The organism is Streptomyces sp. NPDC012935, from assembly GCF_042900345.1.
GTDB lineage: Bacteria > Actinomycetota > Actinomycetes > Streptomycetales > Streptomycetaceae > Streptomyces.
This window is the reverse complement of sequence record NZ_JBIBBC010000007.1, coordinates 57,541-79,917: the sequence shown is the minus strand read 5'-3', so window position 1 is coordinate 79,917 and position 22,377 is coordinate 57,541. Positions and strand designations below refer to the sequence as shown.

Sequence of the window (22,377 nt, the reverse complement as noted above, 5' to 3'; positions counted from 1 at the left end):
CGACGGTGCCAGGGACGGCACACCCGAGGGCTGTGCGGTCGGAGCGCCCGACGGCGCACCACCGGGCACCCCCGACGCAGCCCCGCTCGGCTGCTGACACGACGACTGCCGCTGTCCGGAGTTGCCGCTGTTCGACGTCGACGACGACGAGTCGCCGGACCCGCAGGCCGCAAGGGCCAGGGGCGAGATCGCCAGCAGGGCCACGGCGGGGAGGAGACGCGCACGCTTCATGAGAGACAGCTCCAAGGAAGATGAGGAAACCGAGGAAGTCCTGGGCGGGCACTCAACCAACGCCGCTTAGGGCTCCCTTGAGGCCCGGCTGTCGAGGGCCTGTGCGCCCGGCAAACCGCACCTCAACACACGCCGCCGACCTGCGACTTTCCTTGGATACTCAGCCAACTCGCTGGTACAGGGCCGTGACACGGCCCGGCCGCATCACGATGCGACCTCGCACTCCCGGGGCTGCTTCAGCCGAGCCGCACCCGCGCGAGCTGCCTCGACTGCGCCACCAACCGGTCCGCGCTGTCCCATACTTCCGCGTCCTCCTCCAGGAAGCCGCCGGCGAGGTTGCGGGTGGTGATGGACACGCGGAGGGGGCCCGGTGCCGGGCGGCAGCGGATGTGGACGGTCAGTTCGACCGTCGGGACCCAGCCGGAGATGCCGATCTCGAAGGCCGTCGGGGGCAGTGCGTCGACCGCCAGCAGCAGGGAGAAGGGGTCGGCGTCACGGCCGTCAGCGAGGCCGAACCAGGCCCGCATCTCACCCTTGCCCGAGGGCTGCCCGAGCGCCCAGCCGAGGGTGGACGGGTCGAGCTTGAGCATGAGGCGGTCGGCTATGGCCGAGCTGCCGTCGACGGGGGCCGGGCCGTCCTCGGGGCCGAAGCAGTGGTCCATCGGCGGGATCGCGGGCGGCTTGGCCGTCGTGCGCACGTCGTCGGGGAGGGCGCCGAGGTCGCCGTAGGAGGCGAGGACGCGGATGCGTTCGACCTCGCGGCCCCGCTCGTCGTACTGGAAGAGCGAGGCCTGGCCGGTCGACAGGGTCCGCCCGGTGCGAACGACGTCCGTGCGCACGACCGCCGGGCCCGGCTGGGACGCCGTGAGGTAGTGCGCGGAGATGGTGAACGGGTCGCCGTGCGGGAGGGCGTCCGCGAGGGCGCGGCCGAGGACGGCCAGCAGATAGCCGCCATTTACGGCGCTGATGATCGTCCACCCGGCGGACAGATCGATGTCGTAGACACCGGGTTCGCGCAGGGTCAGCGCGGTGTCGCGGTCGAACTCGCTGTCGCCGATCGTGGCCCGCCGGGCCGTCGGGGCAGAGGCTGCTTCTGGCATGGATGAACGGTACAACAGCTAACTACTAAGCGGTAGCTTTTTGGAGCGAAGGCTCACGCCCTTTCCGGCATGGTTCATGCCCTTTTAGTCCTTTGACCGCATGCGTTCGCCGGGTTGGCGGATGCGGCGGTTGGATGAGCGGTGCCGTGCGATCCGGCCGCTGGAGGCGCGGTGGCCGAGCCTGTCCGTGTGCGCGGACTGACCGACCAGGAAGGGCAGAAGCTGCAGCAGATCGTGCGCCGCGGAAGCACCAGCTCGGTGCGCTACCAGCGCGCGATGACTCAAGACACACCCGGAAGCAACCCGACATCGTGATCAGAATTCACGCGGTGGATCGTGGTTCCGCCGTCGCTCGCTGGGCGTCATTCCACCAAAGATGCGCCATTTACGACTCGTGCCATTCGACGAACCTGTCGACAGTTGCCTGAAGGATTTCAGTTCTCCGCCGGTCGCCCCGGACGGCACGGAGCTGTTCGGCGAGCCCACGAAGACGGCGCCAGGCCACAGGGTCACCGTCTTCGATCGCTTCCGCTTCCGGGGACATCGTCATCACGAGGGTCCGGGCCAATAGCGATCGAGTGGTTTCAGCCGGAGCTTCGGAACCCGGCATCTCCCAACCCGCAGTCAGATAGCGCGCCGGATCGCCCAGCAGCCAGCCGACCAACTGTCCCTGCACGAAGAGCAGGTCGAGGTCAGGTGCGACAGAGAGGCGGAAGCTGCTCGCGTCGGGATGGGGCGCCGAGTTTCGGAGACAGATCAGGTGAGTGGCATCCGGAGCGACCCAGCACGAGTTGGTCTGTGGGCTGGAGAAATTCGCGTTTGCCACTGTGCGCAACCCGCCTGTGATGCGCCTGGCTCGCTCCCAGCCGCTCACATCGAAGTCCGAAGCTGCGGTGGCTTGCGGAAGGTACAGGCAGAGGCTCTGCAGCTCGTGATCAGCCATCCGGAAGCGAAGGTCGTCGTCTTCCGACCAAAGCCACTGCGCGCTACCGAAGGTGGAGACCAGCTCCCCTTCCTTTTCTTGGATATCTTTGTACGCGCCGACCGCGACGAACGGGCCGGAGAGAATAAAGCGCGGCGTATATGCAAGTGCGCCATCCACAATTTGCGCACGGACCGAGTCAGCAATTCTTACTTCCACGGGGGACCTCAACGAATTTGCTTGGCGGGAGGCATGAATGTGCCTCCCGTTCCGGGGATTTTTCCATTGACGATGTCGTCATGTCTGATCGGTGGCCCTGGGTCGGATGGAGAGCCTCCCAGCGCGTCCGCTCCACTGTCGCCCTTGACCCCGGACGGCCCGTATCCAGTAATGACGTCACCTGCGCCTGCGCCAGCCCCCTTGGCCACCACGATATCCTCGCCCTGCCGGAAGATGAGGTTCCCCCTGCCTCCTTCTGACAGGTATACGGCGTCGGGGTCCTTGAGGATTTCTAGGACACGATCATCTCCGAAGTGAGGGTGGTAGTTGCTGGCCTTCCGCATCTTCCCCTGTTCGGCATTCTCGATGATCTTGTCGGCCGCCTTCTGTGCTCGCTCCTCCGGGCACTTCGCCAAGCCCAGAGGGTCCGACCAAACGAGCGGAGACCAGGGGTACGTAAATTCGTTGTCGCCCGCCTCGAGCCCGAGCGGGTCGGGTGAGACGTACCGGCCACAGTGCGGGTCGTAATAGCGTTGGTTGTTGTAGAAGAGCCCTGTCTCTTCGTCTTCGTATTGACCCGGAAACCTGAGCGGGCAGTCCGTTCCATCGTTCCGCTCTTGCAGAGCGGCCCCCCAGAGAGACTGCGTACGCCTCCATGCGATCTTCCCTGTCGGAGTGACGAGCTCTGTCGGGGTGCCAACAAGATCGGTGATGATCGCGTGGAATTCCGCGTCGTACTGCGCTTGTTCTTCACGGAGTTGAGTAGGGGACACGGCGAAGCCGAGGCGTGGGTCACGAACTGAGGAGCGGCACACTCGTGTGGTTTGTGTGAGCGGTCGATGACCGCCGATCTCGTAATCCCAGCTGGTGATGCGTCCCGTTGCTTCGGTGCGTTCGGCGAGGCGAGTGCCGTCCCACGCGAAGTCGGTCGCTGCCCTGGTGCCGTCGCTCGCCAGATGATACTTGGCCACTCGACGTCCTACCGGGTCGTAGGCGTAGCGCCACCGGGTGTCGTCTGGAAGGTTCACCTCCGTGAGGCGGTCCTCCGCGTTCCAGCAGTAGGTCCAGCGCTTCGTCTGTCCGCTGAGGAGCTTCCGGGTCCGCTCGACGAGGCGGCCTTGGCCGTCGTACGTGTAGCGCGTGCGGCCGGAACGGCGCAGCAGAGTGCCGGTTGTCTCCCACGTGCCGTTGTGCTCGGGAGCGTGACGTGTATCCGCCGTGGTGATGTTGCCGGTAGCGTCGTAAGCGTACCTTTCAGCCCAGTTGGCACCGTCCACAGCGGTGACCCGACCCGTTGGAGTGAGGGTGAAGCTTCGCTGGCTTGAGTATGTCTCGCTGACTCTGGCCAGGATTCCGTCAGCGCGATAGTGATATTCGCGTTCCTGAATTGGCGTTGAACCGGGTTCTGTGGAACGCAGGGACTGGCTCGCCAGGCGGCCGGCAGCATCATAGGTCTGCAAGAAGAGCGACGTGGCATCGACGGTGCGGTATATCTCCTGGCCTCCTGCGTTGTACCCGAAATCGAGCACATGGCCTAGGGAGTTGGTGAAAGCTATGGGTTGGTCTTCGGGACTGTACCGCCATGTGGAGACCAAGCCAGTTGGCGTGGTACGGGTCGTTCGACGACCGAGAGCATCGTATGCGTAGTGCATAGTACGGCCGTTGACGGTCTCGGTGAGGGTTCGGCCGAGGGCGTCATATGTGTATCCGACCGTTGCGTCCGCGTTGCTCATGACGGCAGTGCGGCCCTCTGCGTCGTAGGTGAAAGTGGCGCGTTCTCCCGTGCTCGACTGGCGCGTGGTGACTCGCCCCCGGGCGTCGCGCATGTACGTCAGCATCTCGCCCGCGCCGTTGGTCCGGGTGCGCAGACGTCCTGCAGCGTCGTACGTGTATGTCAGCGTGCGGCCGTTGAAGTCTGTCTCCGCGGTGAGTCTGCCCGCTTCGTCGTACAAGTAGGTCCAGGTGAGGCCACTCGGATTGGTGACCCTGGTCAGGCGTAGTTCCGTGTCGTAGTCGAAGCGGAAGGTGTTGCCGTCCGTATCCGTCCGGGAGGCGACGAGGTCGAAGTGTGTGTAGCTATACGTGGTCGTACGGCCCGCCCTGTCGGTGTGGGCGAGGAGGTTACCCTCGCCGTCCCAGCCCCATGATTCTGTCGTACCGTCTGGGTACTGGATGTGGGCTGGTTGCCCTTCGACTGTCCAGCCGAAATGTGTCTGCACGCCAAGAGGATCGGTGTAGGTGGTAGGGCGGCCGAAGGCGTCCCTCGTGACCGTCGCCGTGCCGCCCTCGGTGTCGACAGTCACGAGCCGGCGGCCTGCCGCGTCGTGAGTGAAGCGCCGCGTGTGGCCGAGTGCGTTCGTCGTACCGCTCAGGTGCCCGGCCTCGTCGTATGTGTAGGAGGTCTCGGCACCTGCTGGATCGATGGCTGAGAGGAGGCAGCCGCTCTCGTCGTAGCAGTAACGCCAGACGGCGCCTCCGGGACGGGTCACTCGGGTGGGCAGGTTCAGTTCATCGAAGGCGGTCTGCGCCTCACTCTCGCCGGCGACGCGCACAGCGAGGAGATTGCCGACCTGATCGTGCTCGTAGTGGATGGTGTGGCCGAGAGCGTCGGTGACGGTGGCGAGGTACTGTCCGTCGGGGGTCCACGTCTGGCAGCGGGTGTTGCCGAGCGGGTCAATGATGGCGAGGAGCTTGCAGTGCTCGTCGTACTCGTAGGTGGTGCCGTTGCCCAGGGAGTCGGTGTAGACGGTGGTGCGCTGATCGGGCAGATAGCGGAAGCTGCCGGACCACATGCCGTCCGGGCCGAGAGTGCGCAGGACGCGGCCTCCATGATCGTAGACGTATCCGAAAGACGTGCCGTTGCGATCGGTCCAGGTGGTGATGCGGTCGTCTTCGTCGTACGTGTAAGTCAGAGGCCTGCTGGAGGAGTTGGTTTCGGCGATGAGGTTGCCGACTTCGTCGTACTCAAACCGCACCAGGGTGGTGCCCGGGCCGTTTGGGCTGTCCGGGTCGAGTAGGCGCAGGGCGGTGACGCGCGCCATCTCCGGGTGGGTGTCGACGGCCAGGTGGTGGCCGCCGCTGTGGTGTACGGCGGTCAGGTAGCCGGTGGCCGGGTCGTGGTCGAGCCGGATATGGCGGCCTTGGCGGTCGCGGACCTCCGTGAGCGGGGCGCCCCATTCCTCGGAGGGGCGGTCGGGCAGCGGTGTGAAGGTCAGAGTGCGGCCGGTTTGCGGCTGGTGGAGCCGGTAGCTGCCGTCTGCCGGATTGTGGTCGAGGGGCCAGCGCGGGCCATGCTCGGGGAGGACTGTCTCGTTGCACTCGGGATGAGGGTAGGCGAGGAGCTGGCCGTCCGGACCCGCGTAGACGATGCCGCGTTCGTCGACCTCAAGGTGCTGGTCGAGGGTCGAAGCCCAGGAAGGGCCGAACCAGCAGCCTGCGCGATAGCCGGACAGGTGGGTGCGTGCGAGCTGGAGTGGGAGGGAGCACGCAAGGTCGATGTCGGTGCGGGTCAGGGACATCTCGCCGGTGGCGATGTCGACGGGCTCACCCGCCTTGCACTTGTCCCCGTCGGAACGGCAGACGTCCTCAGGTCGCTCGTCGGTGTGGTCGCGACCTTTGTCCGTGCGGCGGATCTCGCGCATCCGCTCGGCAAGACGGCTCGCCGCACGGGAGCCACGAGTGGCCGCTCCCGCGCCGCCGGCGAGACTGAGGGCCGCGTCGGGCATGATCCGGCCAGTCCAGCGGGCGGGCTCAGTGGTGAGGGTGTCCCAGTCGGCGACGGCTTTGGCGAATTCCTTGGGGTGTTGGACGCCGTAGACCACGGAGTCGATGGTCGTGCCGATCGTCATGCCCCACCGTGAGGGGTGCAGCGCCGTGTCGAGTGCGTTACCGAGTCCGCCGACAGCGCCCTCCCACAGGCCCTTTCCGAAGTTCCCTGCCCCGGAGAGGAACTTGTCGAACCAGCCAGGCTCGTCCGGGGCGTCCTCGGCTGCCGCGTCCAGCTTCCGCTTCGCCTCACGTCCGGCCTCGGCTACCTGCACGCGCAGCTTGTTGAGCCTCTCGACCAGGTCGTCCATCGCCGCCGCGCCGGGGTCCTGGGCGGGCGGCTTGTCGGGCAGGACGGTGTCGTCGCGGGCGACGGCGGCGTTGTAGTCGTCCACGTCTTGCTGGTACTTGCGCGACTGTGCGCGGGACTCTGCGGCGTCCTCGATCAGTGGCTTGCACGCGTTCTGCGCATGCTCCAGCACGCGCGCGTAGGCGTGCAGGGCCTGTCCGGCGCGCGCGAAGGAATCGCAGGCCTTGTCCAGCTCCTTGGGTATATGTGAGACGGCCTTGCGGAAGTCGATCGCCGCGGTGCCTGACCACTCGTCCTCGTCCATCATCTTCACGTGGCGCCGGGCATCGGTGAAGGCGTGGGCGTAGGCACGCAGGGTGACGGAGAGCTGGTCCAGCTTCTCAACGCTGCCCGGGATGAGGCCGGTCTTCGTGGCGTCCGGAGATATACCGTGCGCACTCATCCGAACATCCAGTCCTCTACGTCGGTCTGCCAGTCGTTCATGGTCTTCTCGAAGCCACTCTCTTCACTGTTCGGCAGCGTGTAGCCGCCGTGGTCGACCATCCAACGGCTGGCTCCGCCACTGGGCAGAGAGGCGAGATTGTCCTCGGTGGGCGTGAAGCCTTCGATGTTGAGCTCTTCGCAGGTCTGGTAAGCCTGGATGGTCTCGTCGAGCTTGGAGGAGATGTCCTCGGCATACTTGGCCAACTGCTTGCAGCCGTACCCCCACGCCTCCAAGAAGCCTTCCACTGCTGAGCGCACCTCGTCGTTGCCAGCGTTCTTGGCGTCGGCGGCCAACTGGTCCTTCTTCTCCGCGACGCGTTTCGCGGCGACCATGGACTCCGCCATAGGAGCCTGAACCCGCTTTAGTGCGGCGATCTCGACCTTGTAGCCGCTACTCACCAGCAGTCTCCTGATCAGCCGTCGCGGTCGGTTGAGCGCGCAGCATGTCGACTTGATCGGCTCGTATGAGCTGGGGCTGCGCGCTCGCCAGGTCGACCGCCAGCCCCAACCCGGTCGGCAGCAGAGTCAGCAGGTCATCCCCGAATGTGGAAAACCACTCCACAGCCCCGGCATAGCGGGCAAGTTGCCCCAGCGAAGAAAAAATCGGGATCGCGGCGCTGTCCTCCCCCGGGATGCCGAGAACCATCACACCCGGCCGTTCTGGCTTCTGCAGATACCAGCGACCCCGCAGAAATGCCCCACGCACCTCAGGGAGCAGTTCTGCGCTGTTCCCTTCCCCCTTGTCACTCATGCATTGCATCTGAACACGCAAGGTGGGAGCGCCGTCAACTCCGTTCTCTGTGAGGCCAGTCACGCGGATCGCCCCCGGGCCGGGTCGCGTGCGGAATCACGTCCCGGGCGAGGCGACCTGAGCCTTTTAGTGCTCTGACCGTAGGGGTCCGCCGGGTTGATTCAAGATGCGGCTTTGAGGTGGCGTCCGCCCCAGCAGATGTCTCTCGCTGCGGATGCGGGCACGTTCCTTGCGTTCGGCGACGACTTCGCTGTGGCGGGCGTTCGCGTTGCGCCACCGCAGTTAGGCGTGCAGGGCCCGAGTATGCACGGTGTGATTGGGGTGATTGGAGTTGGCGACGGTGAACTGCCGCAGTGGCCCGAAGTGCGCCTCGATCGGTTCGCCCAGGAGGCATAGGGCGGGGTGAAGCACAGCTCGACCTTGTTCATCTTCGCCCAGCGGCGGCTGTCAGGGCCCTTGTGGCGGACAGGTTGTCCGTGATCACGTAGATCGAGGCGCCGTCCGGACGTGCGGCGCTGATCGACTTCAACGCGGCCAGCGTGTTCACAGCACCCTCCCCTACGGCGGTTGACGCCAACGGGTGTCGTCACCGAATAGCAGCCGTGAAAGTACCGGATGCCGTGGTGGGTGGTGGGTGGCGGGTATCCGGTCGGAAGGCTTCTGCCTGGCCCAGCCCGAGCCTGCGGCCGGCCGGATCCTGAGCGGGCCGAACTCGTCGAACGCGAAGACTCGGTCCGGAAACGGTCCAGGAACTCTTCGATTCGGTCCCGCTTCGCCTCCCGCTCGGGGTCCGCGGATTCTTTCCAGGTCTTGGTGCGCTGGAGGGTGACACCGCGGCGGGCGAGCGGGCCGCGTTACGCCGCACGGCTGACGCGGCTGGCCCGGCCGTGGACTTTGCGCAGGTAGGCGACGAGCCTGCGCATTGACCAGCGAGTGAAGGACTGGCCGAACTTGGCCCGGGCGGGTGGTCGCCGTCCGGATGACGAAGTCCTCGTCCTGATCGCTGAGCAGACGGGGATGGCCTCCCGCCCATGAGGGTCTAGGCAGGCCAGGCCGATCTCGTTGAACCGGTGGGTCACATCCCGGACGGTGTCCTCGTCGGCCTGCAACACCAGCTGCGCGATCACCGGCACCCGATTCCCGCCGGCCGAGAGTAGCAGCATCATCGCGCGCTGGTAGCGCACCGAGCTGGTGCTTCCGCGGCGCACGATCTGCTGCAGCTTCTGCCCTTCCTGGTCGGTCAGTCCGCGCACACGGACAGGCTCGGCCACCGCGCCTCCAGCGGCCGGATCGCACGGCACCGCCCATCCAGCCGCCGCATCCGCCAACCCGGCGAACCATGCGGTCAGAGCACTAGGGAGGGCCCACACCCCTTCCAGCGAGGTCCCACACCCTCGGACGAGATGTGCGCAACTTTTCGGCAAGTGCCCCGCTCGTCCGAAACCCGAAGCCCGCTCTGCCCCTCTATGAGGACATGAGTCTCACCGGGGCCCCGTTCCTCTACACGTTGATCGCGCTGTGCGTCGTCGCCGTCGCGCTGCCGCTGGTCCTGTGGTCGCGAGTGCGCGGGCCCAAGGTCGTACGGGGCGCCGCCCGGGTGCTGATGCTGCTCTTCGCCCAGGCCACGGCGGTCGCCCTGGTCTTCACCATGGTCAACAACTCCAACCAGCTGTACGACAGTTGGGGCGATCTGCTCGGCACCAGCGACCATGTGCACGAGGCCGCCGACCTCGGGGCGAGCGGCACCGGCGGGATCGCGCTGGAGAAGCTGCCCACGGTGCGGCAGACCTTCAAGCCGGCCAAGGGGCCGGGCATGCGCGCCGAGGGCGGGGTGCTCGTGACGCAGCTCAAGGGCCGGGTCTCCGGTGTGCACGCCGAGGTCAACGTCTGGCTGCCGCCGCAGTACCACGAGCCCGCCTACCGCGATCACCGGTTCCCGGTCGTCGAGGTGCTGCCGGGCTTCCCGGGCTCGTCGAAGGCCTGGTACGGGACGATGGACGCGCCCCAGCAGTTGGCGCCGCTGATGCGCAGTGGGCAGGTCGAGCCGTTCATCATCGTCTCGCCGCGCACCTCGCTGCTGCCCGGCGTGGACACCGGCTGCGCGAACATCCCGGGCAAGGTGAACGCCGACAGCTGGCTCAGCGTCGACGTGCCGAGGATGGTCATGGACAACTTCCGCGCCCAGGCCGCGCCGGACGGCTGGGCCGTCGCCGGGTACTCGGCGGGCGGGCACTGCGCGGCCAAGCTCGCCGTCGCGCACCCCGACCGCTACCGGGCCGCGGTCAGCCTGTCCGGCTACAACGACCCCGCCGCCGTACCCCAGTCGCTCGCCGCCAGGTCCCCCGCACTGCGGGCCGCGAACAACCCGTATGTCCTCCTCAAGGAGTCCCGAGTCCCGCCGCGCGTGGCGCTCTACCTCTCCGGTCAGCCCAAGGACGGGTACGAGGCTGCCATGGCCGTCGAGCGGGCCGCGAAGCCGCCGACGACCGTGAACGTGGTGTCCATCCCGAGCAGCGCGGGCGGTCACACCATGGCGCTGTGGAAGCCGCAGGTGGTTCCGGCGTTCCGGTGGCTGAGCGAGGTGATGGGGCCCGAGGAGCAGACCCGTACGGCGCCGGGGACTACTCCTCTCGCACCGTCGACCGCCGGTTCCAGGCGCGCGGAGCTCGCCAGTGGAACCGCATCGCCAGCAGCCGCAGCGCGAAGGCCGTGACGGCCGCGAGCGTGCTGGTGAGCGAGTTCAGGGCGCCGTAGTGGATGCACAGGACGGTCATCGTGGCGCCGACGATCGCCGGGACCGCGTACAGGTCGCGGTCCCAGCGCAGCAGTGAGGGCACCTCGTTGGCGAGGACGTCACGCAGCACACCGCCGCCCACGGCGGTCGCGAGACCCAGCGCGGCTGAGGCGGTGAGGTTGAGGCCGTAGTCATACGCTTTCGTGGTCCCGGCGACGCAGAACAGGCCGAGGCCCGCCGCGTCGAAGACGTTCACGCCGGTCTGGATCCGCTCCACGTGCGGGTGGAGGAAGAAGACCAGCAGCGCGGCGAGCAGCGGGGTGAGGAAGTACCCCAGATCCGTGAAGGCGGCCGGCGGTACGGCGCCGATGACCACGTCCCGGAACAGCCCGCCGCCCAGGGCGGTGACCTCGGCGAGGACGGCGATGCCGAAGACGTCGAAGTTCTTGCGGACCGCCAGCAGCGCACCGGAGATGGCGAAGACGAAGATGCCGATCAGGTCGAGCGTGTGCTGGACGGACGGGCTGAACAGTTGCTGGAGCACCCGCACATTCTCACTCAGCGCGAGGCCCCCGCCTTGCAAAGGAAGGCGGGGGCCGGGGCTGGGTTACTTCTTTTCGTCCGGAGTTTCCGCAGCGGACTCCGCGGCAGCCTCAGGCTCGGGGGCCTCGTCGGAAGCGTCGTCCGCCGGCGTCTCCGCGGACTCCGCGGACTTCGCAGCCACCGGCGCCTCCTCGGTCTCCACCGCCTGGTCCACCGGCGCCTCCTCGGCCTCCACAGCCTCGGACTCCGCAGCCGCCGCCGGCGCCTCCTTGGAAACCGGAGCCTCAGCGGTCTCCTCCGCCGGCACCAGCTCCGCGGCCTCCTTGGCCACGGTCAGCAGTACCGTGTCCTGCGGCTGCTGGTCCTCGAAGTTCTCCGGGTGGTGGCAGGCCACCCGCTGGCCGGGCCTCAGCTCCAGCAGCGGCGGCTCCGTCGTCCGGCAGATCTCCGTCGCCTTCCAGCACCGCGTGTGGAAGCGGCAGCCGCTCGGCGGGGAGATCGGCGAGGGCACGTCGCCGCGGAGCAGGATGCGCTCGCTCTTGGCGCCCCGGCGCTTGGGGTCCGGCACCGGCACGGCCGACATCAGGGCCTTGGTGTACGGGTGCATCGGCGCCTCGTACAGCGAGGTGCGGTCGGCGAGCTCGACGATCTTGCCGAGGTACATCACCGCGATCCGGTCCGAGACGTGCCGTACGACGGACAGGTCGTGGGCGATGATCACGTACGTGAGGCCGAGCTCCTCCTGGAGGTCGTCCATCAGGTTCACGACCTGGGCCTGGATCGACACGTCCAGGGCGGACACCGGCTCGTCCGCCACGACCAGCTTCGGCTTCAGCGCGAGTGCCCGGGCGATACCGATGCGCTGGCGCTGACCGCCGGAGAACTCGTGCGGGTAGCGGTTGTAGTGCTCGGGGCTCAGACCCACCAGCTCCAGGAGCCGCTGGACCTCCTTCTTCACCCCGCCCTCGGGCTCGACGCCCTGGAGCCGGAACGGCGCCGAGACGATGCCGCCGATGGTGTGCCGGGGGTTCAGGGAGCCGTACGGGTCCTGGAAGATCATCTGGATGTCCCGCCGCAGCGGACGCATCCCGGCCGTGCTCAGCCGCGTGATGTCCTGGCCCTCGAAGTGGATCGAGCCGCCCGTCGGGTCCTGGAGCCGCGTGATGACCCGGCCCATGGTCGACTTGCCGCAGCCGGACTCGCCGACCACGCCGAGGGTCTCGCCCTTGCGCACCTCGAAGTCGATGCCGTCGACCGCCTTGACCGCGCCGACCTGACGCTGGAGGACGCCCTTACGGATCGGGAAGTGCTTCTGCAGGCCCTCGACCTTGAGCAGCACCTCACGCTCCGCAACGGGAGCCGACGCCTGCGCCGGGACGGCCGCGTCCGATTTCTTCGTCTCACTCACAGCTTCGGCGCAATCTCTTCGGTCCAGATCCGCGTACGGTCCTCCGCCGAGAGGTGGCAGGCGGAGAAGTGTCCACTGCCGACCGGCTGGAGCTCCGGGCGCACGGTACGGGTGACATCGCCCTTGGGGATGTCCGCGTACGGGCAGCGGGGATGGAAGGCGCAGCCCGAGGGGACGTTGATGAGGCTCGGCGGCTGGCCCTTGACGGGGATGAGCCGTTCGGAGGTCTCTCGGTCGATGCGCGGCATCGAGCCGAGCAGGCCCCAGGTGTACGGGTGTTGCGGCCGCTCGAAGACGTCGTCGACGCTGCCGCGCTCCACGCACCGGCCGCCGTACATCACGAGGACGTCGTCGGCGATCTCGGCGACCACGCCGAGGTCGTGGGTGATGAGGACGACCGCGGAGCCGAACTCCTTCTGCAGGTCCCGGATGAGGTCGAGGATCTGCGCCTGGACGGTCACGTCGAGGGCGGTCGTCGGCTCGTCCGCGATGAGCAGTTCGGGGTTGTTGACCAGCGCCATGGCGATCATCGCGCGCTGGCGCATACCGCCGGAGAACTCGTGCGGGTAGCTGTCGATGCGCTTGCCGGGCTCGGGGATGCCGACCCGGTCGAGCATCTCCACGGCCCGCTTGCGCGCGGTCTTCTTGTTGACGTTGTGATGGACCCGGTACGCCTCCACGATCTGGTTGCCGATCGTGTAGTACGGGTGCATCGCGGACAGCGGGTCCTGGAAGATCATCGCCATCTCGCGGCCGCGCAGCCGGCGCACCTCGTCCGGGTCGGCGGAGATCAGCTCCTTGCCACCCAGCCAGATCTCGCCGGACATCTGCACGTTCTTGCCGCGCGCCCCGAGCCGGTGCAGGCCCATGATCGCCAGCGAGGTGACGGACTTGCCGGAGCCCGACTCGCCCACGATGCAGAGGGTCTTGCCCTTCTCCACCTGGAAGGTGAGTCCGTCGACGGACTTGACCAGGCCGTCGTCGGTGGGGAAGTGCACCTTGAGGTCTCGGACCGCGAGGAAGGCGTCGGAGCCGTTCGAGGGTGAGCTGGTCGGCTCGCCCACGGCGGCACCGGTCTTGGAGAGTTCGGTCACGAGAGCCTCACGCGCGGGTCGGCGGCGGCGTAGAGCAGGTCCACCAGGAGATTTGCGATCACGACGAAGAAGGCGGCCAGCAGGGTGACGCCGAGGATCGGGGGCAGGTCGTTGTCGGTGATGCCCTGCACCGCGTACTGGCCGATGCCGGGCAGCGAGAACACGGTCTCGGTGATCACGGCGCCGCCGAGCAACAGGCCCAGGTCCATACCGAAAACGGTGATGATCGGGGTCAGCGCGGCCCGCAGCCCGTGCCGGGCCACGACCTTGCGCTCGCGCAGGCCCTTGGCGCGGGCCGTGCGGATGAAGTCCTCGTTCATCGTCTCCAGCATGCCCGAGCGGGTGAGCCGCGCGTAGATGGCGGAGTACAGCAGGGCGAGCGAGCACCAGGCGGGGAAGAGCGTGTTGGCCCATTGCGCCGGATTCTCGGTGAACGGTACGTAGGTGCGGCCGAAGATCGGCCACTGGAAGGTGAAGAGCAGCAGCGCCAGGTTGCCCGTGAAGAACATGGGCAGCGAGACACCGGCGAGCGCGACGCCCATGAACGTGCGGTCGAAGAAGCTGCGGGGCTTGAGCGCGGAGATCACGCCGATCAGCACGCCGGACACCAGCCACAGCACGGCGGCGCCGCCGGCCAGCGAGATGGTCACCGGAAGGCGCGAGGTGAGCTGCGGCCACACCTCGACGTGGTTCTTGAAGGAGTAGCCGAAGCACGGCGCGTTGCACTGCGTCGTGGTGGGGCCCAGGTCGTAGGTGGCGCCGGCCACGATCCCCTTGATGAAGTGCCAGTACTGGACGTACAGGGGCTGGTCCAGACCGAGGTTCTGCTTGACCGCGGCGATGTCGGCCTTCGTCGGGCTCTTTCCGATGTACTGCTGCGCGAGCTGGTCGGCGGTCTGGCCGGCCATCCGTGGCAGCAGGAAGAAGATCGCGAAGGTGACCGCGGTGACGACCAGCAGCAGGATCACTGCCGCGAGCGTCCGACGGAGGATGTACGAGATCACGGGGACCGGCGCTGGTGCCCGCGGGCCGCAAAGCCCGCGGGCACCAATGCCTTCACCTGCCTTCCGGGGCTACTTCTTGGTCGTGCCGATGTTGAGGTAGTCGTACTGACCGCTGAAGGCCGCCGTGGACACCAGGTTGGTGAAGTTGGCGGGGCGGTAGAGCAGGACCTTGAAGTAGGTCAGCGGGACGAGGGCGGCCTGGTCCATCGCACGCTTGTCGATCTGGGCGTACAGGCTGTTGCGCTCGGAGTCGTCCTCCGTCGCGATGGCCTTCTCCAGCATCTCGTTGATCTGCTTGTCGTTGATGTAGGAGAGGTTGGTGTTGCCGGACGCACCGATCGCGTCACCGTGCAGGATCTGCTGCAGGAAGCCGTAGCCGGACGGCCAGTCGGCACCCCACTGCATCATGTGCAGACCGATGTTCTGCTTCTTGTCGAACGCCGGCACACCCGCGTAGTCGGTGAAGTACTTGCCCGACGGGTACTGCTTCAGGCTGGCGTTGATGCCGACCTTCTTCAGCGAGGCGATGATCGCGGTGGCCGCGTCGATCTCCTGCGGGCGGTCGCTGCGCGCCGAGATGTTGGTGGTGATGGTCGACTTGCCGCAGGCCTTCAGCTGCTCCTTGGCCTTGGCCGCGTCGCCCTTGTTGCCCTCGGTCGCGTAGACGTCCGCCTTCTGGTAGCCGGGGATGTCCGGCGGAAGGACGGTGGTGGCGATGTCACCACGGATCGGGCCGCCCTCGGCGGTCTGCACGGAGACCTTGTCGATGGCGTACTGGACGGCCTTGCGGCACTCGACCTTGTCGAACGGCGCGACCTGGGTGTTGATCGCCATGTAGACCAGGCGGCCACCGTAGGTGTTGTCCGTGTTGGCCTTCAGGTCGGCGCTGTTGACGACCTTCGCCTGCGTCGCGGCTTGGACACCGGTGCCACCGAGGTCGATCGCCGTGCCGGACTGGACGTCCTGGTCGATCGTCTCGGCGTTGACCTTGAGCTTGACGACGATCTTGTCCGGGTACTGCTTGCGCAGCGGGTCCGTCTTCGGGTCCCAGTTCTTGTTGCGGACGAGGACGGCCTGCTTGCCCTCCTCGTAGCTCTCGAACTGGTACGAGCCCGAGGACACGATGCTCTTGACGTAGTCGATGCCCTTGTCCTTGGCCTGGGGCACCGGTGCGGTCTGCGGCGTCGCGACCAGGTAGTCGAACTCCTGGAAGGCACGGTTGAGCTTGAAGACGATCGTGTTGTCGTCCGGCGTCTCGATGGACTTCAGGCCCTCGGCGCTCTTGTCCTTGTACGGACCCTTGTACTTGTCGCCGCCATCGAGGAACTGCTGGAAGTAGTTCGGGCCGAGGGAGAGCACGTCACGCGCGAAGTTGGAGCGCGCGACGGCGTACTTGACGTCCTTCGAGGTGATCGGCGTGCCGTCCTGGTACTTCAGGCCCGAACGCAGCTTGTACGTCCACGTCTTGCCGCCGTCGCTCGGCACGCCCGCGCTCGCGGCGAGGTCCGGCACGAGCTCGTTGCCGGCCTCGCCGGCGCCGGGCTTGAAGGTCATCAGCGGGCGCGCGTAGAGCCGGCTGAGGTTGTACATGTACGCGTAGTACGTGTTGCCGGGGTCGAAGGAGTCCGGCACGTCCGAGTACTCGTAGGTGACCGTGCCCCCCTTCTGCGTGGAGGCGTTGACGACACCCTTGGTCGCTGCGTTGGCCCCAGCCGACTTGTTTCCGTTGTTGTCCGAGTTGTCATCGGCCTTGCTGCAGGCCGAAAGCAGCAAGCTCGCACTGCCGACGACCGCGACCGCGGCCAGCATTGACCTTCGCATGATGGTCTGCTTCCCCTCCATTGTTGGAAATCTTTGGGACTCTCGCCGCGGCCGCGGATCAGCGGCTGCGCGGGTCGAGAGCGTCACGGAGACCGTCGCCGAGCAGGTTGAACGCCAGGACGGTCACGAAGATGGCGAGGCCAGGAACGATCATGAACTGGGGGTCGACCTGGTAGTAGTCGACCGCCTGGTTGATCATTCCGCCCCAGGAAGCCTGCGGAGGCTGGATACCGACGCCGAGGAAGCTCAGGGACGCCTCGAAGAGGATGTTGGTCGGGATGAGCAGCGTCGAGTAGACGATGATCGGGCCCACGAGGTTCGGCAGCAGCTCCCGGAAGAGGATGTACGGACCCTTGGCCCCCATCCCCCGCGAGGCGTCGACGAACTCCCGCTCGCGCAGGGCCAGTGTCTGGCCCCGGACGATGCGGCCCAGGTAGGGCCAGTTGAAGAAGCCGATGACGAAGATCAGCACGCCGATGTGCAGCGGCAGGCCTTCCAGGCCGAAGGCGCCACCCTGCAGGGTGGCGGAGATGGCGATCGCGAACAGCAGCAGGGGGAACGCCAGGAAGGTGTCCATCAGGCGGCTGATGATCGTGTCGACGCGTCCGCCGTAGTAACCGGCCACGACGCCGAGGACGGCGCCGATCGTGTTGGACAGGATCGTGGCGCCGAAGGCGACGACCAGCGAGACCCAGGAGCCCTCCAGGATGCGGGTGGCGATGTCCCGGCCGAACTTCGGCTCCACACCGAGCGGGTGCTCCCAGCTCATGCCGCCGAAGTCACCCTTGGGCAGCGACGTGTTGGGATCGATCAGATCCTGGTTCAGGGCGTTGGGGTCCAGGCCGAACATCGCCTGGATGGGGCGGGAGAGGATCGCGAGCAGGATCAGCAGGATCACGATGACCCCGCCGGCCACAGCCACCTTGTCCTTCTTGAACCGGGACCAGGCGATCTGGCCGAGGGAACGCCCCTCGATCTGGCTCTTCTCGACGCCGGAGAGAACGGCCTCGGGCTGCGCGCCGGCCTCCGCTCCGGTTGTCTCGATCGGTGCGGTCACAGTGAGATTGACCCCTCTCGGCCGGCGGTTGCCGACCCCCCTGGCTGCCGCTGTAGCGGTTGCTTCCACTCGTACACAGGACCGACCGGCCCGTGTCTTGCCGGGAGTCTTCAACGCTTTGGCGATCTGTTGCCAGAGTTGGCGGGGAAAGGATGCGCAACCGTGATGCTGTCTGAGGGGTTCCGTTATCCGAACAGTGGGTATCGGCCGCCGGACGGGGTCCAGTTGGGGCGTATGAGGGCGGACCGGGACCTTCCGATCGCATCTACGCGCGGAGATCGGCCTGGGAAACCGCAGTCCACGACCCTTTGCACCTACGACAGTCGGGTTGCGGACCGATCAGCAGGCTAGCCGACAAATGATCAGTAACGGCCTTGTGCCGGTGGGTAGCCATAGCCGGCCGCCGGTGCCTGCGCGGGGGCGGCGGCGTGTGCCTCGCGGTCGTAGAAGGGGCGGGCGCTCGCTCTCATCCACATGGCGACCGGGTCGTCCTCGTCGGCCATCGCCACGGTCGAGACCGGCAGCCCGTCCGGGACCGCGCCGATCGACTGCGACATCATCGAGCGCACCGAGTCGACCGCGGGCGGACTGGTGTCGTAGACGTCGAGCCCGATGGCGAGATACGGCGCACCGAGCGCCGGCTGCACCCAGGCGCGGCGCAGCGAGCGGACCGCCGCGGTGCGGTGGGCGTTCTGCGCCAGGAGGGCGTAGAACTGCGGGACCTCGATGCCGGGTTCCGACAGGCGCAGCGGTCCGGCGGGCTGGCGGTCCAGGCCGGTGGCGATGCGGCGCAGGTCGAGCCACGGGATGCCGACTCCGCCGCCGGGGGCGTGCGGGTTGAGCCAGAGGCCGTAGTGGTCCGGGTACAGGGTGCGGGCCACGTCGACCCCGTCGACGACTTCGTAGCTGCGGTTCCAGCCGCTGGCCGACAGCTCCTGGGCGGAGGTGACGCACGGGGCGTAGCCGTAGCCGTCGACCTCCATGTTTCCGTACTGGGCGTCCGGGGAGCCGCCCTGGCCGTGCCACAGCAGCATCCAGACCTGGCCGGAGGACGGGGTCGCGAGCGCACGCAGGAGGGCCTCGTAGGCGTCGTAGCGCCCGGGCGTCACCTGGCGCAGCATGTGCTCGACGCTGCCGCTGAGGCTCGCGCTCACCTGTGGTACCGCCCCTTCTGAGAGTTGCCCCGCATCGAGTGACAGCTTAGGCGCCCAGCAGCTCGGGCCTTGTGCTGCGTGCGCGTGTACGGGTGCATGGTGGCTGGTCGAGCCCGCGCGGCTGCGCCGCACTTTGATACCGCCCCGCGCCCCCGGAGGGCGCTGCCCGTGAGGAACGCTAGAAATCCCGCTGGTAAAAGGGGCGCACCTGCTGGCGCATCCAGGCGATCACCGGGTCCTCGGCCACGTCCAGCAGGATCAGGTTGACCGGCCACGGCACCGGGGTGCGGCCGAGGGCTCGGGCCAGGGCGTCCATGGGTGCGGCGCGCAAGTCTCCCTCCCAGAGGGCGAGTTCCACGCCGATGAACATCACCGGGGTGGCCGTCTCGATCGACGCGAGGCAGCGGCGGGCCGTGGTGACCACGCCGGTTTCGGCGAACTCGGCGGAGGCCACCGCGAGGAAGTCGATCGGGTCGTCCTGCCAGTCGGGCTCGTAGAGCTTGACGCGACCCCCGGAGGTGAGGCCGTCCAGGGGGGTGCGGCCCACGCGGCAGAGCTCGGCCACCGCCGCCGGGGGCAGCGGGACGCCGACCACGCCGTCGGGGTTGACGGCGATGCCCACCTGCGGCGGCAGACCGCGGGCGAACTCCACCGCGGGGGCGATGGTGAACGACATGTGGGAGCCGACCACCTGGCGGAACTGTTCCTCGGAGCTGAAGACCGGCACGTACGCCTGGCCCTCGATCTCCACCGTCGGCAGATCCAGCGGTCCGCTGTCCGGGCCGCCGCCGCTGGGCAGGGGCACCCAGACGAAGCTGCGCCCGAGCACCTCGATGATCCGGCCGCCGGCCGAGGGGAGGCCGAGGGAGGCCGAGAGCACCTCCTCCAGTTCGTTGCCGGGCCAACCGCCGTGGGAGTGGTGGTGTGCCCCTGCCGGGAAGTCCGCGGGGAGTTCCGCCGGGAAGTCCATCTACTTCTCAACCGCCTGCTGTGAACCGCTGCTGTGGCTCAAAAGGCTAGCGGGTGGCCGTCCCGGACCGGCCCTCGGCCGGTCAGCCCGTGAACCCGATCCGGCGCAGCACGCCCGCCGCATCCCGGTCGATCAGCACCGCCGAGCCGCATCCCGGGGGCAGGTGGCCCTTCTCCACGGAGCGCAGCAGGTGGGCCGCGGCCCTGCGGTGGCGCACGAAGGCGTACCGCGAGACGCCCCGGCCACGCTCGCGCTGGCCCTCGAGGGCCGTGTCCGGGTCGACGTCGAGCAGCAGCAGGTGCAGGGTGCCGCCGCGGCGGCGGGCCTCGCGGGCCAGCCAGCCGCGCACCCAGGCCTGCGTACCGCAGTCGTGCACCACGACGCCCTCGCCGGAGCGCACGGCGCGGCGCAGGCCGGCGTAGTGCGCGAGGCGGACCAGGGGGCGGTAGACGGCGTAGGGCAGGAAGCCGGGCATCCGGGCGTCCCAGCGGTCCCGGGTGTCCTGGGAGTCGATGCGGGCGCCCTTCACGGTCCGCCGCATCAGGGTGGACTTGCCGCTGCCGGGCAGCCCCGTGATCACGACGAGGTCCTCGGGGCCGAAGAGCAGCGCGTGCGGGCTGTGGCCGGAGCGCTCGCGGAGGTCACGGACCACCGGTGCGACGCGCGTGCCCGGGGCCTCGACGGCCGGGGCCGCGGGCTGCTTGGGCAGCGCCATGCCCGACGTCGTGGCGTACGCCGTGGTGCGCTTCACCGTCATCGTCCTCCTCCGGTTCAGGATTCCCCATCCCCACTGAGCGTAAAGAGAAGGTAATGGATGATCTCCCGCATTTTCGTTCACTTCCTGCCACAACCCCGTTACAGACGTGGCCTGCCGAAGACGGGCCGGGCGTGCAATGATGTCCGCGCCAACTGCATACCGGCCGTTCGAATCCGCGCGGGAGAGTTCCCAGCAGTGCATCGCTGGGGCGCCGAAGGAGCAAGTCCCTCCCTTGAATCTCTCAGGCCCCGTTACCGCGCGGGCGAGGCACATCTGAAAAGCGAGTCCCCCTTTTCGCCGAGAAGAGGCCTGGGCTCCACCCAAGGTGCAAGCCGTGACCTGGCCCGGAGCCGGTCATGGCGAACCTCTCAGGTTCCGATGACAGATGGGGAGGAACGACCTCGCCCGTCATGCCTTGGGAGAAGACCGTCCGATGAGCAGTACAGAAGAACTCCGTCACACCGCGCTCGATGCCCTGCATCGCTCGCTCGGTGCGACGATGACCGACTTCGCCGGCTGGGACATGCCCCTGCGCTACGGCTCCGAGCGCGACGAGCACAACGCCGTGCGCACCCGGGCCGGCCTCTTCGACCTCTCCCACATGGGCGAGATCACCGTCACCGGCCCCGCCGCGGCGGCCCTCCTGAACCACGCCCTGGTCGGCAACATCGCCTCCGTCGGCGTCGGCCGCGCCCGCTACACCATGATCTGCCGGGCCGACGGCGGCATCCTGGACGACCTGATCGTCTACCGGCTCGCCGAGACCGAGTACATGGTCGTCGCCAACGCCTCAAACGCCCAGGTCGTGCTGGACGCGCTGACCGAGCGGGCCGCCGGCTTCGACGCCGAGGTCCGTGACGACCGCGACGCGTACGCCCTGCTCGCCGTGCAGGGCCCGCAGTCCCCCGGCATCCTCAAGTCGCTCACGGACGCCGACCTGGACGGCCTGAAGTACTACGCCGGTCTGCCCGGCACCGTCGCCGGTGTCCCCGCCCTCATCGCGCGCACCGGCTACACGGGCGAGGACGGCTTCGAGCTGTTCCTGAAGCCGGAGCACGCCGTCGAGGTGTGGCAGGCGCTGACCAAGGCGGGCGAGGGCGTCGGCCTGATCCCGTGCGGTCTGTCCTGCCGGGACACGCTGCGGCTCGAGGCGGGCATGCCGCTGTACGGCCACGAGCTGTCGACGTCTCTCACGCCGTTCGACGCCGGGCTCGGCCGGGTGGTGAAGTTCGAGAAGGAGGGCGACTTCGTGGGACGCGAGGCCCTCGCCGAGGCCGCCGAGCGTGCCTCGCAGAACCCGCCGCGCGTCCTGGTCGGCCTGATCGCCGAGGGGCGTCGCGTCCCGCGCGCCGGGTACCCGGTCGTCGCCGGCGGCGAGGTCATCGGCGAGGTCACCTCCGGTGCGCCCTCCCCCACGCTGGGCAAGCCCATCGCGATGGCGTACGTCGACGCCGCGCACTCCGCGCCGGGCACGGCCGGGGTCGGCGTGGACATCCGCGGCAGCCACGAGCCGTACGAGGTCGTGGCGCTGCCCTTCTACAAGCGGCAGAAGTAGCTCCAGAAGTAGAGACTGGCAGCGGCCCATGCGTGAGCCTGCGCACATTTGTGCTGCTCACGCACGTTTCCAGCAGTCCCCCTTCATCACCACTCCCGCGCGTACAGGAGAATTCAGGCCATGAGCAACCCCCAGCAGCTGCGCTACAGCAAGGAGCACGAGTGGCTGTCGACCGCCGAGGACGGCGTCTCGACGGTCGGCATCACCGAGTTCGCGGCCAACGCGCTCGGCGATGTCGTCTACGCCCAGCTCCCCGAGGTCGGCTCGACCGTGACCGCGGGTGACACCTGCGGCGAGCTGGAGTCGACCAAGTCCGTGTCGGACCTGTACTCCCCGGTCACCGGTGAGATCACCGAGATCAACGAGGACGTGGTGAACGACCCGGCGCTCGTGAACTCGGCCCCCTTCGAGGGCGGCTGGCTGTTCAAGGTGCGCATCACGGAGGAGCCGGCCGACCTGCTCTCCGCCGACGAGTACGTCGCCCACACCGCCGGCTGAG

Annotated in this window: 18 protein-coding genes, 1 pseudogene and 1 riboswitch; of the genes and pseudogenes, 4 read left to right on the top strand and 15 right to left on the bottom strand. The window is 67.9% G+C overall.

Translation table 11 applies throughout. The annotated features are described in order from the left end of the window. Positions 1 to 467: 467 nt before the first annotated feature. The gene (locus ACFY5C_RS18825) at positions 468 to 1,331 is read right to left on the bottom strand and encodes a thioesterase family protein (RefSeq protein ID WP_389445560.1); all 864 of its coding nucleotides are present in this window, start codon (positions 1,329 to 1,331) and stop codon (positions 468 to 470) included. A gap of 189 nt (positions 1,332 to 1,520) precedes the next feature. Here ACFY5C_RS18825 and ACFY5C_RS18820 point away from each other — a divergent pair, with 189 nt between their 5' ends. Then, positions 1,521 to 1,646: a hypothetical protein gene (locus tag ACFY5C_RS18820; protein ID WP_389446123.1), complete on the top strand. Its 126-nt coding sequence runs from the start codon at positions 1,521 to 1,523 to the stop codon at positions 1,644 to 1,646. A gap of 70 nt (positions 1,647 to 1,716) precedes the next feature. Here ACFY5C_RS18820 and ACFY5C_RS18815 read toward each other — a convergent pair whose 3' ends face one another. The 5 genes and pseudogenes from ACFY5C_RS18815 to ACFY5C_RS18795 form a co-directional block, all read right to left on the bottom strand. After that, positions 1,717 to 2,472, bottom strand: a complete 756-nt coding sequence (locus tag ACFY5C_RS18815) for a hypothetical protein (protein ID WP_389445558.1) — start codon at positions 2,470 to 2,472, stop codon at positions 1,717 to 1,719. A gap of 8 nt (positions 2,473 to 2,480) precedes the next feature. Continuing rightward, positions 2,481 to 6,989, bottom strand: a complete 4,509-nt coding sequence (locus ACFY5C_RS18810; protein WP_389445557.1) for a putative T7SS-secreted protein — start codon at positions 6,987 to 6,989, stop codon at positions 2,481 to 2,483. Continuing rightward, positions 6,986 to 7,429, bottom strand: coding sequence for a hypothetical protein (locus ACFY5C_RS18805; protein WP_389445556.1), 444 nt, complete (start codon positions 7,427 to 7,429; stop codon positions 6,986 to 6,988). The genes ACFY5C_RS18810 and ACFY5C_RS18805 overlap by 4 nt, the downstream gene beginning before the upstream one ends. Next, complete coding sequence (locus ACFY5C_RS18800; RefSeq protein ID WP_389445554.1) at positions 7,422 to 7,781, bottom strand: hypothetical protein; 360 nt, start codon at positions 7,779 to 7,781, stop codon at positions 7,422 to 7,424. The genes ACFY5C_RS18805 and ACFY5C_RS18800 overlap by 8 nt, the downstream gene beginning before the upstream one ends. Before the next feature lie 161 nt (positions 7,782 to 7,942). Continuing rightward, a pseudogene (locus ACFY5C_RS18795) lies at positions 7,943 to 9,052 on the bottom strand (IS630 family transposase). Positions 9,053 to 9,255: 203 nt separating this feature from the next. On the opposite strand from ACFY5C_RS18795, the gene ACFY5C_RS18790 reads away from it, so the two are divergent. After that, positions 9,256 to 10,494 (top strand): alpha/beta hydrolase, encoded by a 1,239-nt coding sequence (locus ACFY5C_RS18790; protein WP_389445552.1) that lies wholly within the window; start codon positions 9,256 to 9,258, stop codon positions 10,492 to 10,494. Here ACFY5C_RS18790 and ACFY5C_RS18785 read toward each other — a convergent pair. The 9 genes from ACFY5C_RS18785 to ACFY5C_RS18745 all read right to left on the bottom strand — a co-directional run bounded on the left by ACFY5C_RS18785 (position 10,403) and on the right by ACFY5C_RS18745 (position 20,323). After that, complete coding sequence (locus ACFY5C_RS18785; RefSeq protein WP_389445550.1) at positions 10,403 to 11,059, bottom strand: trimeric intracellular cation channel family protein; 657 nt, start codon at positions 11,057 to 11,059, stop codon at positions 10,403 to 10,405. The genes ACFY5C_RS18790 and ACFY5C_RS18785 overlap by 92 nt on opposite strands. A gap of 63 nt (positions 11,060 to 11,122) precedes the next feature. Further along, positions 11,123 to 12,466 carry an ABC transporter ATP-binding protein gene (locus ACFY5C_RS18780; RefSeq protein ID WP_389445548.1) on the bottom strand — a complete coding sequence of 448 codons (1,344 nt, stop codon included), beginning with the start codon at positions 12,464 to 12,466 and terminating at the stop codon, positions 11,123 to 11,125. Next, positions 12,463 to 13,560: an ABC transporter ATP-binding protein gene (locus ACFY5C_RS18775; protein WP_389445546.1), complete on the bottom strand. Its 1,098-nt coding sequence runs from the start codon at positions 13,558 to 13,560 to the stop codon at positions 12,463 to 12,465. The genes ACFY5C_RS18780 and ACFY5C_RS18775 overlap by 4 nt, the downstream gene beginning before the upstream one ends. Beyond that, on the bottom strand, positions 13,557 to 14,564 hold the full coding sequence (locus ACFY5C_RS18770) for an ABC transporter permease (RefSeq protein WP_328879062.1): 1,008 nt from the start codon (positions 14,562 to 14,564) through the stop codon (positions 13,557 to 13,559). The genes ACFY5C_RS18775 and ACFY5C_RS18770 overlap by 4 nt, the downstream gene beginning before the upstream one ends. Before the next feature lie 69 nt (positions 14,565 to 14,633). Continuing rightward, on the bottom strand, positions 14,634 to 16,406 hold the full coding sequence (locus ACFY5C_RS18765) for an ABC transporter substrate-binding protein (RefSeq protein ID WP_389445544.1): 1,773 nt from the start codon (positions 16,404 to 16,406) through the stop codon (positions 14,634 to 14,636). Positions 16,407 to 16,443: 37 nt separating this feature from the next. Next, a complete protein-coding gene (locus ACFY5C_RS18760) occupies positions 16,444 to 17,442 on the bottom strand; it encodes an ABC transporter permease (protein ID WP_383607520.1) in 999 nt (332 codons plus the stop codon). A 362-nt stretch (positions 17,443 to 17,804) separates the two neighbouring features. Continuing rightward, positions 17,805 to 18,563 (bottom strand): enhanced serine sensitivity protein SseB C-terminal domain-containing protein, encoded by a 759-nt coding sequence (locus ACFY5C_RS18755; RefSeq protein WP_389446103.1) that lies wholly within the window; start codon positions 18,561 to 18,563, stop codon positions 17,805 to 17,807. Between the two features lie 211 nt (positions 18,564 to 18,774). After that, positions 18,775 to 19,566, bottom strand: a complete 792-nt coding sequence (locus ACFY5C_RS18750) for an enhanced serine sensitivity protein SseB (RefSeq protein ID WP_389445542.1) — start codon at positions 19,564 to 19,566, stop codon at positions 18,775 to 18,777. A gap of 82 nt (positions 19,567 to 19,648) precedes the next feature. Next, on the bottom strand, positions 19,649 to 20,323 hold the full coding sequence (locus ACFY5C_RS18745; protein ID WP_389445540.1) for an AAA family ATPase: 675 nt from the start codon (positions 20,321 to 20,323) through the stop codon (positions 19,649 to 19,651). Between the two features lie 168 nt (positions 20,324 to 20,491). Further along, positions 20,492 to 20,590: riboswitch (glycine riboswitch) on the top strand. A gap of 166 nt (positions 20,591 to 20,756) precedes the next feature. On the opposite strand from ACFY5C_RS18745, the gene gcvT reads away from it, so the two are divergent. Next, positions 20,757 to 21,878 (top strand): glycine cleavage system aminomethyltransferase GcvT, encoded by a 1,122-nt coding sequence (gene gcvT, locus ACFY5C_RS18740; protein ID WP_389445538.1) that lies wholly within the window; start codon positions 20,757 to 20,759, stop codon positions 21,876 to 21,878. 120 nt (positions 21,879 to 21,998) lie between these two features. Then, positions 21,999 to 22,376 (top strand): glycine cleavage system protein GcvH, encoded by a 378-nt coding sequence (gene gcvH / locus ACFY5C_RS18735; RefSeq protein ID WP_328423188.1) that lies wholly within the window; start codon positions 21,999 to 22,001, stop codon positions 22,374 to 22,376. Position 22,377: the final 1 nt, after the last annotated feature.